This is a genomic window from Intrasporangium zincisolvens (genome assembly GCF_034724055.1).
GTDB lineage: Bacteria > Actinomycetota > Actinomycetes > Actinomycetales > Dermatophilaceae > Monashia > Monashia zincisolvens.
In genome coordinates this window covers 162039-174436 of sequence record NZ_JAWIIL010000003.1, presented here as the reverse complement: position 1 = coordinate 174436, position 12398 = coordinate 162039, and the positions used below count along the sequence as shown (strand labels likewise).

The following is a 12398-nucleotide window of genomic DNA, read 5'->3' as shown; positions in this document are numbered from 1 at the left end:
CACTCCACCGGCAACCTACTGCGCCACAAGCCGGTTCGCGCCCCTGCCACGCGTCCTTTCCGCGATCCGCACCCGATCCGACGCCTGCTCCGCGTCCCGTAGGGCTCGCACCGCGCTCAGCCGAGGCCGAGCTTCCTGGCCGTCACCTCGCGCATCTCGACCTTGCGGATCTTGCCGGTGACCGTCATCGGGAACTCCTCGACGATCTCGACGTAGCGCGGGATCTTGTAGTGCGCGAGCTGACCGGCGCAGAACTCGCGCAGCGACTCGGCCGTCAACGGGGTGGCGCCGTCCTTCATCCGGATCCAGGCGCACAGCTCCTCGCCGTACTTCTCGTCCGGGACCCCGATGACCTGCGCGTCGAGGATGTCCGGGTGGGTGTAGAGGAACTCCTCGATCTCCCGCGGGTACACGTTCTCGCCACCGCGGATCACCATGTCCTTGATCCGGCCGGTGATCTCGACGTAGCCGTCGTCGTGCATGACGCCGATGTCGCCGGTGTGCATCCACCCGTCCTCGACCGCCTCGGCGGTCTTGTCGGGCTGCTCCCAGTACCCGAGCATCACCGAGTAGCCCTTGGTCAGGAACTCCCCGGCCTGCCCGCGCGGCAGCGTCTCGCCCGACACCGGGTCGACGATCTTGATCTCCAGGTGCGGCCCGACCCGGCCGACCGTGCCGACCTTCTGCTCGAACGTGTCGTCGGTGCGGTTCTGCGTCGACACCGGGGAGGTCTCGGTCATGCCGTAACAGATCGTCATCTCCTCGATCCCCGAGGCGATGAGCTTCTTCATCAGCTCGGCGGGGCACGGCGAGCCGGCCATGATGCCGGTGCGCACGCTTGAGAGGTCGTAGGAGGCGAAGTCGGGCAGGTTCCACTCGGCGATGAACATCGTCGGTACGCCATACAGCGAGGTGACCTTCTCGTCCTGCGTCGCCCGCAGCGTCGCAGCGGGGTCGAAACCGGGCGCCGGGATGACCATGCACGCCCCGTGCGTCGTGCAGGCGAGGTTGCCCATGACCATGCCGAAGCAGTGGTAGAAGGGCACCGGGATGCAGACCCGGTCGGCCTCGGTGTAGTCGCAGAGCTCGCCGACGAAGTAGCCGTTGTTGAGGATGTTGCGGTGGCTGAGCGTCGCGCCCTTGGGGAATCCCGTGGTGCCGGAGGTGTACTGGATGTTGATGGCGTCGGTATTGCTCAGGCCGCCCTGGACCCGGGCCAGCTCCTCGGCCGACACCTCGCCGGCCCGCGCCACGAGCTCGTCCCAGTCGGACGTGCCGATGTACACCACGCGCTGAAGGCCGGGCGCCTCCTCGCGGACCTCCTCGACCATGCCCCGGTAGTCGCTCGTCCTGAACGACTCCGCCGCGACGAGCGTCGAGATGCCGGCCTGCCCGAGGACGTACTGCAGCTCGTGGGCACGGTAGGCCGGGTTGATGTTGACGAGGACCGCGCCCATCTTCGCCGTCGCGTACTGCACGAGCGTCCACTCCGAGCAGTTCGGGGCCCAGATCCCGACGCGGTCGCCGGTGCGCACGCCGACCGCGAGCAGGGCCCGGGCCAGCCGGTCGACGTCGCGCTGCAGCTCGGCATACGTCCACCGCTTGCCCTGGTTGACGTCGACGAGGGCCTCCCGGTCGGGAAAGCGGGCGACCGTGGCGTCGAAGTTGTCGCCGATCGTCTGCTCGATGAGAGGGGGCTCGGTCTCACCGCGGGTGTGCGACAGGGCGGGGTCCAGCCCGGTGGACGAGTCGGTCTGCGCAGCGGTCATCGGGGCCTCCGGACGTCGTGGACGGTTCCTCAGCACACCCAACCCCGGGGCCCGGCGCCGCGCAAGGGATTCGTCCACGTCCGGCTGTCGGCCTCGTCACGCCCGCGGACCGCGGCCGGCTCGCGGCGGGACGATGAAGGTGTCGAAGGAGCCGCCATGAGCCCGCGCACCGACACCCCGCCCCCAACGACCTCGACCACGGATGCGCTCTCCCCACGCACGCGGCGGTTCGGCGCCGGGCTGCTGCTGGTCGGTGCCGTCCTCGTCGTCGTGGCGCTCGGTTTCCAGGGGCAGGACCTCGCCGTCGTGTTCTACGTCGGTTTCACCCTCGTCGTCGCGGGCGGCGTGCTCGCCGTGGTTCACCACCTGCGGACCGGCGGCGGGCCGGTCACGGTCCTGCCGACGAGCCACCTCGGCTGGGTGGCGGTGGCGATGCTCGTGGTCGGCGTCGTGGCCTCCGCCGTCGCGCCGCTCGTCGAGGTCGGGTCGCGACACGGGAGCGCCGTGCAGAACCTCGCCGTCCAGGGCGGCTTCGTCCTCGCGGGCTGTCGGGCCTCGCGGTCCTGCTCGCGTCGTGGCGCCAGGGCGAGCGGTCCCTGCCGGCCATCGTGCTGTGCGGCCTGGCCGGGCTCGGATTCCTGCTGCTGCTCTTCGGCGTGGAGACCCAGACCTGACGGGCAGACACGGCGGCCACGGACATGACGAAGGCCCCGACCGCATCCGGTCGGGGCCTTCGCCTTCTGTCTCAACACAGAGTGCACCCGAAGGGATTCGAACCCCTAACCTTCTGATCCGTAGTCAGATGCTCTATCCGTTGAGCTACGGGTGCAGTGTCTTTCGCCCTTCCGGGCGGGACGAGAAGTTACCTTAGCGCCCCGGGTCGCGAACCACGAAATCGAGGTGACGCGGCTCCTCCGACGCGCGTCGGCGACGTCGCGGGACGCGTCTCGCGCGGTGCGTCGCGACCGGACGACAGCGCCTGTCCACCGACCGGCAATCCCACTGCAATTCCTGCAAGAAACCGACATGATCCGGTCGCACGGCTTGCAACGCCGAACGGGTGTGAGCCGTTTCACCGGGCCCGGAGGACAGACCGGTCATCGGCGCTCCGGGCCGGGCGTACGGTGAGTCCATCACGTCATCTGCTCACTATGTGGACACCCGGCGAGGCGCCACCCGCGCCTGACGAGGGCCCGCGAGCGAGCAGCAGAACCGGCACGACGTGGTGCCGGCAGTGCACCGCGCGAAGGGATGGCCCGCAAGTGACCACGACCCAAGAGAAACCGAGTACGCACACGACGCATGCCGGCCTGGCCGCCTGGGTCGACGAGGTCGCCGCGCTGACGCAGCCGCGCGACATCCGCTGGATCACCGGCACTCCCGAGGAGTGGACCGAGCTGACCGACCAGCTCGTCGACGCCGGCACCTTCGTCCGTCTGAACGAGGACAAGAAGCCGAACTCCTTCTACTGCAAGAGCGACCCGTCCGACGTCGCCCGCGTCGAGGACCGCACCTACATCTGCTCCGTCGAGGAGAAGGACGCCGGTCCGACGAACAACTGGATGGCGCCCGACGAGATGAAGGCTCGGATGACCGAGCTGTACCGCGGCTCGATGCAGGGCCGCACCATGTACGTCATCCCGTTCGTCATGGGCCACCTCGACGCGACGGTCCCGATGTTCGGCGTCGAGATCACCGACTCCGCCTACGTCGTCGTCTCGATGCTCGTCATGGCCCGCTGCGGCGACGAGGTCCTGCGCCGCATCGAGGACACCGACGCCTCCTACGTGCCCGCCCTGCACTCGGTCGGCGCCCCGCTCGCCGAGGGCTCGGCCGACGTCGCGTGGCCGTGCTCGGACACCAAGTACATCGTCCACTTCCCCGAGGAGCGCGCCATCTGGAGCTACGGCTCCGGCTACGGCGGCAACGCCCTGCTCGGCAAGAAGTGCTACTCGCTGCGCATCGCGAGCGCCATCGCCCGCGACGAGGGCTGGATGGCCGAGCACATGCTCATCCTCAAGCTCACCTCGCCCAAGGGGTCCGTCCACTACGTCGCCGCCGCGTTCCCGTCGGCCTGCGGCAAGACGAACCTCGCGATGATCACCCCGACGGTTCCCGGCTGGAAGGCCGAGATGGTCGGCGACGACATCGCCTGGATGCGGTTCGGCGAGGACGGCCGGCTCTACGCCGTCAACCCGGAGTTCGGGCTGTTCGGCGTGGCGCCGGGCACCGGCGCCTCGACCAACCCCAACGCGATGGCGACCATCGACAAGGGCAACTCGGTGTTCACCAACGTCGCCCTGACCGACGACGGCGACGTCTGGTGGGAGGGCATGACCGACGAGCCGCCGGCCCACCTCACCGACTGGCACGGCAACTCCTGGACCCCCGAGGACGGCAAGACGGGCACGCTCTCGAGCCACCCGAACAGCCGCTTCTGCACGCCTGCCAAGCAGTGCCCGATGATCGCGCCGGAGTACGACAACCCGAACGGCGTGCCGATCGACGCCATCCTCTTCGGAGGGCGCCGCAAGACGACCGTGCCGCTCGTCTACGAGTCGCGCGACTGGAACCACGGCACCTTCATCGGCGCGACGCTCTCCTCCGAGACCACGGCCGCAGCCGTCGGTGCCGTCGGCGTCGTGCGCCGCGACCCCATGGCCATGCTGCCCTTCATCGGCTACCACGCCGGCGACTACATGAACCACTGGCTCGAGATCGGCAAGCGCGCCGACGCGTCCAAGCTGCCGCGCATCTTCGGCGTCAACTGGTTCCGCCGCGACGAGGAGGACGGCTCCTTCCTGTGGCCCGGCTTCGGCGAGAACAGCCGTGTCCTCAAGTGGGTCGTCGAGCGCCTCGACGACGACGCCGAAGCGGTCGAGACGCCGATCGGGCTCGTGCCGACCGCCGAGGCCCTCGACGTCGACGGCCTCGACATGACGCCCGAGCAGGTCGCCAAGGCCCTCGCCGTCAACGCGTCCGACTGGGAGGCCGAGCTGCCCCTCATCGAGGAGTGGTTCGACAAGTTCGGCGAGCAGCTGCCCGCCGAGCTGCGCACCGAGCTCGACACGCTGCGCGCGCGCGTCAGCGCAGGCTGACGCGTCGGTCCGCCGGCGCGTGCCGGCGACGGCGGACGACGTGATGCAGGGCCCGGCACCCCACGGGGTGCCGGGCCCTTGCCGTCGCCGCCGTTGCCCCTGTGGAGTTCCGCGCGGACGGTCCGCACGCCGGTCCCTCTGCGGGTACACCTGAGGCATGAGCGACCCACACGCCTACGAGCGGGACGAGAGCGAGGCCCAGCGGCTCGACCGCAACTTCAACGAGCAGCTGCAGGAGGTGCGGATCGTCCAGGCGGGCGTGCAGATCCTGTTCGCCTTCCTGCTGACGATCCCCTTCCAGCAGCGCTTCTCCCAGCTGACCGGCCTGCAGCGGACCATCTACGTCGCCACTTTGCTGTCCGTCGCGGTCGCCACGCTCGTGTTCATGGCACCCGTCGCGATGCACCGGGTGCTGTTCCGGGAGGGCCTCAAGGACTACGTGGTCCGCCACACCGACCACCTCATCGGCACCGGGCTGTTCCTCCTCGCCGTCGGCATCGTCGGTGGCGTGGTCCTCGTCCTCGACGTCCTGCTGTCGCACTCGACGGCGTTCTGGATCGGCGGCGGGCTCGCCGTGCTGGCGGCCGCACTGTGGGTGGCACTGCCGCTGTCGCAGCGGCGCCGCCGCCGACGCACCGACGCCGGCTGACCTCCCCACCGTCGAGAGGCCACGACGGGTCGCGCTGACACCGTCGAGAGGCCACGATCGGCTGCCCTTTCATCGTCGAAAGGCCACGACGGGTCGCGCTTCGCGCGACGCGGAGGCGGCGGGACGCCGTCGCGTTGGTCGCAGCTCGTTCCTCGCCTCGACCAGCCGCTCCTCCCGGCATCGCGCCGCCTCCGTGGAAGAACGTCGAACGCCCCCGAGCTCGCTCGGGGGCGTTCGACGTTCTGGAGCGGAGGCGGCGGGATTTGAACCCGCGAGAGGTTTTATCCTCAACCCGCTTAGCAGGCGGGCGCACTAGGCCACTATGCGACGCCTCCGTGCCCGTCGACCGGCAGCGCGACGCGGAGCGACGCGGCGACGGATGCACGGGCGGGTGTCAGGGTACCGGCCCCGGACCGTGTCACCCAAACCGGGGTCTACGACCCCCTGTCTCGTCCCAGATCCCGATGAGGTATCTGACAGCAAGTCAGGGCACAATGTCGAGGCGGCCGAGCGCCCGTGCCGAGCAGAGAGGATCCCATGACCTACCCGACAGTGCGCGGTCCGGGCACGTCCCAGACCCGCGAGACGCTGCGTCGTGAACTGAGGTCGGGCTTCCGACGCGCCCTGGGGCTCACCGTCCTCGGCACCGTCGTCCCGGGCGCCGGCCTGACCCAGACCCGCAGCCGCAAGATCGGCTGGGTCCTTCTCGTCGTGGCCATCGCCAGCGCTGCCCTGCTCGCCTACTACGTCCTCACCACCGGTGTGACGAACGCGGCACTCTCGCTGGTCGCCCGACCCAACCTGCTCATGGCCATGGCCGGGCTCTTCATCCTCGGCGGCATCCTCTGGTGCGGCTCCATCATCCTCACCGCGATCCAGTCGCGGCCGACCCGCCTCGACCGCACCCGCACCCGTTTCCTCGCCGCCTTCACGACCGTCATGGTCTTCCTCGTCGCCGCCTCCTCCTTCAAGGTGGCCGAGTACGCGACGATCACCCAGTCGACCGTCGCCCAGGTCTTCGGCAACAGCCCGGTCAAGCCCGGGCAGGGCGCGCAGGTGGCCGAGGGCGAGGACCCGTGGGCCAAGCAGGCCCGCGTCAACATCCTGCTCATCGGCTCCGACGCCGGGGCCGACCGCGTCGGCATCCGCACCGACTCGATGATCCTGGCCAGCATCGACACCAAGACCGGCCGCACCGCGCTCATCTCGATGCCGCGCAACCTGCTCAACGCGCCGCTCGCCGCCAAGTCGCCGCTGCGCGCGATCTACCCGTCCGGCAGCTTCGGCGACCCCGACAGCACGTGCGACCAGGGCGCCGGCCAGTGCATGCTGACCAACCTCTACGTCGACGCCGAGAACTACGCGAAGAACCACCCGCACGCATACCCCGCGGGCGAGTCCCCGGGCCGCACCGAGATCCGTGGCACCGTCCAGGAGATCACCGGACTGAAGGTCGACCAGATGGTCGTCATCGACCTCAAGGGCTTCTCCCAGCTCATCGACGCCATGGGCGGGCTCGACATCAACGTCAAGCTGTCCGGCTACGGCACGAAGCTGACCATCGGCGGCGAGCACGCCCCGGACGGCCACCTCTTCGGCGTCAAGGGCTACTTCGAGCCGGGCTTCCAGCACCTCGACGGCTGGCACTCCCTCTGGTACGCCCGCACCCGCGCCGCCGACGACGACACCCACCGCCAGATGCGCCAGCGCTGCGTCGTCCAGGCGATCGTCAAGCAGGTCAACCCGGCCGCGATGGTCGGCAAGTACCCCGAGATCGCCAAGATCCTCAAGGACAACATCTTCACCGACATCCCGGCGCAGAACCTGCCGGCGTTCGTCGACCTCGTCGAGCGGGTCCAGAAGGCGAAGATCAACAGCGTCGCCCTCACCTCGTCGGTGGGCGTCTTCTCGAGCAACCCCGACTACGAGCTCGTCCGCGAGCTCGTCCGCAAGGGCATCGCGGCGCCGAAGCCGAAGCCGTCCTCGAGCGGCAGCTCCTCGACGGGCACCCCGACGAAGACGAAGACCTCGACGCCGTCCCCGACCACGACGCCCTACGAGCAGTGCTGAGGCGGTGGGGCGGTCGCACATCCAGGCCGCCCCACTCGCCCAGCGCCCTCGGCGCTCTCGGCGCGTCTCAGGGGGCGTTCGGTCAGCGCGTCAGGAGCAGCGCGTCGCGCACGGACCCTCAGACAGAACAGAGCCCCCGACCATGCGGTCGGGGGCTCTGCACACACGACGTAGGTGTCGCTCGTTGCGGTGTTCTCCGGTGTATCAGAGCGGACGAACTGCGTCGGCCTGCGGACCCTTGGGGCCCTGCGTGACCTCGAACTCGACGCGCTGAGCCTCGTCCAGCGAACGGTAGCCGTTCGACTGGATGGCCGAGTAGTGGACGAAGACGTCGGGGCCGCCGCCGTCCTGGGCGATGAAACCAAAGCCCTTCTCGGCGTTGAACCACTTGACGGTGCCCTGTGCCATACGGGTAACTCTTCCTTCTTCTGCGTGCGGGACGGCACACCTCGTGCCTCCCGAGCTGCCGCTCTGAACCCACCGGACGAGCGAACTCGCCGCGCCGAAGAGAAGACCCGCCACCGGTTGGGGACGGGCACCTGCTCGACAGCGAGGAACTGCAACTGCAACCGGCAACGAACCTAGCAGAATACCGCGCCGCGGACCTGTCGGAGTTCACTGATTTTCCGGGTGTTCACGCGTCGTCCGTCGCGGTGCCGCGAGGCACCCCGCGCAGCGCCACCGCCTGGGGTCGGTCGCCGCGGATCGTGGCAACCATGTCGAGGACCCGCCGGGTGGCTCGGACGTCGTGCGCCCGGAACACCGTGGCCCCGAGCCACGCGGCCACGGCGGTCGCGGCGAGCGAGCCCTCGAGCCGCTCCTCGGCGGGCAGGTCGAGGCTCTCGCCGACGAAGTCCTTGCGCGACATCGCTTGCAGCACAGGGAAGCCGAGCGCCACCACGTCGGACGTGTGACGCAGCACCTCCAGGGAGTGGGCCGTGGTCTTGCCGAAGTCGAGGGTGGGGTCGACGAGGACCCGTTCGGGTGGGATCCCCGCCTCGACGGCGGTGCGCGCACCGTGGGCGAGGGTGTCGACGACGTCGCGCACGACGTCGAGCGGGTCGGGGCCGTACGTCACGTCGACGGGGTCGGTCCGTGGCGGGAGCCCTCCGGTATGTGAGATGACGTAGCCGGCGCCGACCTGGGCGGCGACGTGGACGAGGTCGCGGTCGTGGCCGGCCCACGTGTCGTTGACGAGGTCGACGGCGCCGGTCGCCTCCCGCGCGACCTCCGAGCGCCACGTGTCGAGGCTGAGGACCGCGGTCGGGTGGGCCTCGCGGGCCCACTGGAGGAAGGGCACGACGCGGCGGATCTCCTCGTCGGCGTCGACGGCTTCGCCCTCCTGGCCGGCCCGCACCCCGCCGACGTCGACGATGTCGGCGCCGAGCTCGAGAGCCGAGTCGACGGCGGCCTTGGCCGAGTCGAGGTCGTCGTGCCGGTTGCCGCTGAAGAACGAGTCACGGGTGCGGTTGACGATCGCCATGACCGCCGGGACCGACGCGTCGAATCGCCTGCCGCGCAGGACGAGCGGGGCCGGGCGGGGCAGGTCGAGGGGTGCCAGTCGGGCGAGGATCTCTGCGGTCGAGGGCGTCGGATCCGGGCTCTGATGTCGCGTCACACTTGCGTATCTCACGCACGTTCCGGCGGGTCAACCCTTGGTCAAAGCATGGTTGTCGAACTGTTACCATTGTCCTGCAGACGTCGTCCGCCCTCCCGGCACCGCTCCCGTCCGGGCGGGCGGATGGTCTGCCGGTCCCGACCGTCCCGCAACGACGGTCGACCACCCGGACCCCGGACGAGGGATCGGTCGGGGTTCACCACCCAAGGAAACTGAATACCGAGATGTCGCACTTCGTGTCGTTCTTCGCGGCGCTGAACCGTCCGCCCCGCCGTCAGCCGGTCGGACAGTACAAGGCACACACCACCTACGAGGAGATGCTCGGTCTCCTCTGAGGAGTGCCAGGCATCGATCCGCTCGCGGATCAGCATGAGAACAAAGGGACTCCGGCTTGCCGGAGGCCCTTTTTCCATGTCCGGGGTCACGACGGTTGGGAGGGATCCTGCCGGGTGCGGCATGATGGGGCCCGGCGTCGTCACGGCGCCGCTGGAGGGTTCGCATAGTGGCCGAGTGCAGGCGCCTTGAAAGCGCCCGAGGGAAACCTCCGTGGGTTCAAATCCCACACCCTCCGCCAACCGGCCCGCGCGCAGCGAGGTGACACCCGCTGCGGCGGCCGGCCCTCACCGGGGCGGTCGACCGAGGTGGGCGCGCGCCGTCTCGAGGTCGTCCGTGGTGTCGACGTCGCGGGCCAGTGCGACCGGCACGGCCACCGCGACGTGCGGCACGGCGAGCAGGGTCCGGGCCGGGAGCCCGTGCGGCGATGCCGGAAGCACCGCTCGCAGCGCGTCCGCCCGATAGGCGGCGAGGAGAGCATTGCTCCGGCCGTCGACCCTTGCCACCGCTCCCCCGACGTCGGGTCCTGACACGTCGAGCGCGGCGACGAGCGTCGCCAGGGCCGGCGCCGCGAAGGGCATGTCTCCGGCCACCACCGCGACGAGCTCGGTGGCGACCATGGCCGCCGCGGCTGCGACGCCCGCGAGCGGCCCTCCGCCGGAAGGGTGCTCGCGAACCCACACGGCGTCGGAGCGGACAGTCTCCCGGGCCGGTCCGACGAGGATGACTGGCCACCCGACGGGCAGCGTGTCCAGGAGCCGGTCGAGGACGGTCGAGGCGCCCAAGGGGGCCGCGAGCTTGTCGGCGCCGAAGCGGCGCGACGTGCCGCCGGCGAGCACGACGACGGTGACGCGTCGGTCGACGCGTGCGTCATCGGGCTCGGTGTCGCTCACCGGGCAAGTGTCGCAGCCGGGTGCGCTGGTCGGATGCCGGCTCAGATGTAGATGGCGGGGTCGACCCACTGGTTGGTGGCGTCGCGCTTCGGGAAGCGGAGAACGGCCGGGATGCCGGTGGCGACGGCACCCGCCGGCACGTCCTTGACGACGACAGAGTTGGCGCCGACCTGCACGTCGTCCCCGACGAGGACCGGCCCGAGCACGCGCGCGCCGGCGCCGATCGTGACGCGGTTGCCGACGGTCGGGTGGCGCTTGACGTGCTCGAGCGAGCGGCCGCCGAGGGTAACCCCGTGGTAGAGCATGACGTCGTCGCCGACCTCCGCGGTCTCGCCGATGACGACGCCCATCCCGTGGTCGATGAAGAATCGGCGCCCGATGCGCGCGGCCGGATGGATCTCGACGCCGGTCACCGAACGGGTGACCGTGGCGAGGACGCGTGCCGGCAGCCGTCCCGCGGGGTGCTTCCACAGTTCGTGCAGGCCACGGTGCGCCCAGATCGCGTGCAGGCCGGGCGAGGTCAGCACGACCTCGAGGCGCGAGTTGGCCGCGGGGTCGCGGGCCAGCGCGCCGTCGACGTCCTCGCGAGCGCGCTCGACGACGCGACGGACCCAGCCCAGCGGGCCGCCGGGGCCGGGCACGTCGCCCGTCGGGGCCTCGGGGGACGCGTCGCCGACGCCGGCGCGTAGATCCGCGACGTGCGTGACGGGAGAGGATGCGTCGCGCACGCCACGGACGATCGACAGCGCGGGCTCGGCCGCACGACGGGACGAGGTCATCGCCTCGTCCGCGTCCCTGGTGGCTGCGGTGCTCATGTGACCGACTCCTCGAGGACCGGTGTGGTCCTCAGTCGACGAGGCCCTCGAAGAGGACGGTGGACAGGTAGCGCTCGCCGAACGACGGGATGATGACGACGATCGTCTTGCCCTCGTTCTCGGGGCGCTGGGCGACCTGCGCGGCGGCGGCGATCGCGGCACCCGAGCTGATGCCGACGAGAAGACCCTCCTCCGTGGCGGCCCGACGCGCGTACTTCACGGCGGTGTCGGCGTTGATGTCGATGACCTCGTCGTAGACGGAGGTGTCGAGGATCTCGGGCACGAAGTTGGCACCGATGCCCTGGATCTTGTGGGGGCCCGGCTGGCCGCCGTTGAGGATCGCCGACTCCTCGGGCTCGACGGCGATGATCTTGACGTCGGGCTTGCGCGCCTTGAGCACCTGGCCGACGCCGGTGATGGTGCCGCCGGTGCCGATGCCGGCCACGACGATGTCGACCGCGCCGTCGGTGTCCTTCCAGATCTCCTCCGCGGTGGTCTTGCGGTGGATCTCGGGGTTGGCCTCGTTGGCGAACTGGCGGGCGAGGACACCACCGCGCTCGGCCGCGATCTCGTCGGCCTTGGCCACGGCGCCCTTCATGCCGGTGGCCGGGTCGGTGAGGACGAGCTCGGCACCGAAGGCCCGCAGCAGCGCACGGCGCTCCTTGCTCATCGACTCGGGCATCGTCAGGACGACGGTGTAGCCGCGGGCAGCGCCGACCATCGCGAGGGCGATGCCGGTGTTGCCCGACGTGGCCTCGACGATGGTGCCGCCGGGCTTGAGCTCACCGCTGGCCTCGGCGGCGTCGATGATCGAGACGCCGATGCGGTCCTTGACGGAGCTGGCCGGGTTGTAGAACTCGAGCTTGGCCGCCACCGTGGCCGGCGCGCCGTCGGTGACCCGGTTGAGTCGGACGAGCGGGGTGTTCCCGATCAGCTTCGTGACGTCGTCGTGGATCGGCATGCGTGTGGCCCCTTCGGCAGTCGGCGTGATGGTGCGGCTCGGTGGCTCGGTCATCCGAGACAACCGGGCCTTCGTTATGCATATTCCAACACTCCGTTATCGTTTGCCAACCCACTGGCTCAGGATCCGGTCTCAAACCCCGTCGTCATCGGGTCGCGATCAGGTCGCCGTCCGGTTGGCCCGACCCACTCA

Annotated in this window: 10 protein-coding genes and 3 tRNA genes; 5 read left to right on the top strand and 8 right to left on the bottom strand. The window is 70.1% G+C overall.

The window, feature by feature from the left end:
- Positions 1–116: 116 nt before the first annotated feature.
- Positions 117–1769, bottom strand: coding sequence for an AMP-binding protein (locus tag RY076_RS09335; RefSeq protein ID WP_323097385.1), 1653 nt, complete (start codon positions 1767–1769; stop codon positions 117–119).
- Between the two features lie 156 nt (positions 1770–1925).
- Between RY076_RS09335 and RY076_RS09330 the strand changes: the two genes are divergently transcribed.
- A complete protein-coding gene (locus RY076_RS09330) occupies positions 1926–2471 on the top strand; it encodes a hypothetical protein (RefSeq protein WP_323097384.1) in 546 nt (181 codons plus the stop codon).
- Positions 2472–2525: 54 nt separating this feature from the next.
- On the opposite strand, the gene RY076_RS09325 is transcribed toward RY076_RS09330, so the two are convergent.
- A tRNA-Arg gene (locus RY076_RS09325) sits at positions 2526–2598 on the bottom strand.
- A gap of 322 nt (positions 2599–2920) precedes the next feature.
- Here RY076_RS09325 and RY076_RS09320 point away from each other — a divergent pair.
- Both RY076_RS09320 and RY076_RS09315 read left to right on the top strand, forming a co-directional pair.
- On the top strand, positions 2921–4867 hold the full coding sequence (locus RY076_RS09320) for a phosphoenolpyruvate carboxykinase (GTP) (RefSeq protein ID WP_413785755.1): 1947 nt from the start codon (positions 2921–2923) through the stop codon (positions 4865–4867).
- Positions 4868–5024: 157 nt separating this feature from the next.
- Positions 5025–5516, top strand: coding sequence for a DUF6328 family protein (locus RY076_RS09315; RefSeq protein WP_323097382.1), 492 nt, complete (start codon positions 5025–5027; stop codon positions 5514–5516).
- 248 nt (positions 5517–5764) lie between these two features.
- Here RY076_RS09315 and RY076_RS09310 read toward each other — a convergent pair.
- A tRNA-Ser gene (locus RY076_RS09310) sits at positions 5765–5851 on the bottom strand.
- Between the two features lie 202 nt (positions 5852–6053).
- Here RY076_RS09310 and RY076_RS09305 point away from each other — a divergent pair.
- Positions 6054–7586: an LCP family protein gene (locus RY076_RS09305; protein WP_323097381.1), complete on the top strand. Its 1533-nt coding sequence runs from the start codon at positions 6054–6056 to the stop codon at positions 7584–7586.
- 204 nt (positions 7587–7790) lie between these two features.
- Here RY076_RS09305 and RY076_RS09300 read toward each other — a convergent pair whose 3' ends face one another.
- The gene (locus RY076_RS09300) at positions 7791–7994 is read right to left on the bottom strand and encodes a cold-shock protein (protein ID WP_013491183.1); all 204 of its coding nucleotides are present in this window, start codon (positions 7992–7994) and stop codon (positions 7791–7793) included.
- Between the two features lie 226 nt (positions 7995–8220).
- Entirely contained in the window at positions 8221–9147 is a 927-nt protein-coding gene (gene folP, locus RY076_RS09295; protein WP_413785765.1) for a dihydropteroate synthase, read from the bottom strand.
- Between the two features lie 545 nt (positions 9148–9692).
- Between folP and RY076_RS09290 the strand changes: the two genes are divergently transcribed.
- Positions 9693–9778 (top strand) — tRNA-Ser (locus RY076_RS09290).
- A gap of 46 nt (positions 9779–9824) precedes the next feature.
- Here RY076_RS09290 and mobA read toward each other — a convergent pair.
- The 3 genes from mobA to cysK form a co-directional block, all read right to left on the bottom strand.
- Complete coding sequence (gene mobA, locus RY076_RS09285; RefSeq protein ID WP_323097379.1) at positions 9825–10430, bottom strand: molybdenum cofactor guanylyltransferase; 606 nt, start codon at positions 10428–10430, stop codon at positions 9825–9827.
- 41 nt (positions 10431–10471) lie between these two features.
- A complete protein-coding gene (gene cysE / locus RY076_RS09280) occupies positions 10472–11071 on the bottom strand; it encodes a serine O-acetyltransferase (protein WP_413785764.1) in 600 nt (199 codons plus the stop codon).
- A gap of 205 nt (positions 11072–11276) precedes the next feature.
- Positions 11277–12206: a cysteine synthase A gene (gene cysK / locus RY076_RS09275; protein WP_323097378.1), complete on the bottom strand. Its 930-nt coding sequence runs from the start codon at positions 12204–12206 to the stop codon at positions 11277–11279.
- Positions 12207–12398: the final 192 nt, after the last annotated feature.

Bases quoted from the DNA above. Each gene is read 5' to 3' on its own strand.
- RY076_RS09300 (WP_013491183.1), bottom strand. From the start codon at position 7,994: ATGGCACAGGGCACCGTCAAGTGGTTCAACGCCGAGAAGGGCTTTGGT.
- RY076_RS09330 (WP_323097384.1), top strand. From the start codon at position 1,926: ATGAGCCCGCGCACCGACACCCCGCCCCCAACGACCTCGACCACGGAT.
- RY076_RS09335 (WP_323097385.1), bottom strand. From the start codon at position 1,769: ATGACCGCTGCGCAGACCGACTCGTCCACCGGGCTGGACCCCGCCCTG.
- RY076_RS09320 (WP_413785755.1), top strand. From the start codon at position 2,921: ATGTGGACACCCGGCGAGGCGCCACCCGCGCCTGACGAGGGCCCGCGA.
- cysK (WP_323097378.1), bottom strand. From the start codon at position 12,206: ATGCCGATCCACGACGACGTCACGAAGCTGATCGGGAACACCCCGCTC.
- RY076_RS09315 (WP_323097382.1), top strand. From the start codon at position 5,025: ATGAGCGACCCACACGCCTACGAGCGGGACGAGAGCGAGGCCCAGCGG.
- RY076_RS09305 (WP_323097381.1), top strand. From the start codon at position 6,054: ATGACCTACCCGACAGTGCGCGGTCCGGGCACGTCCCAGACCCGCGAG.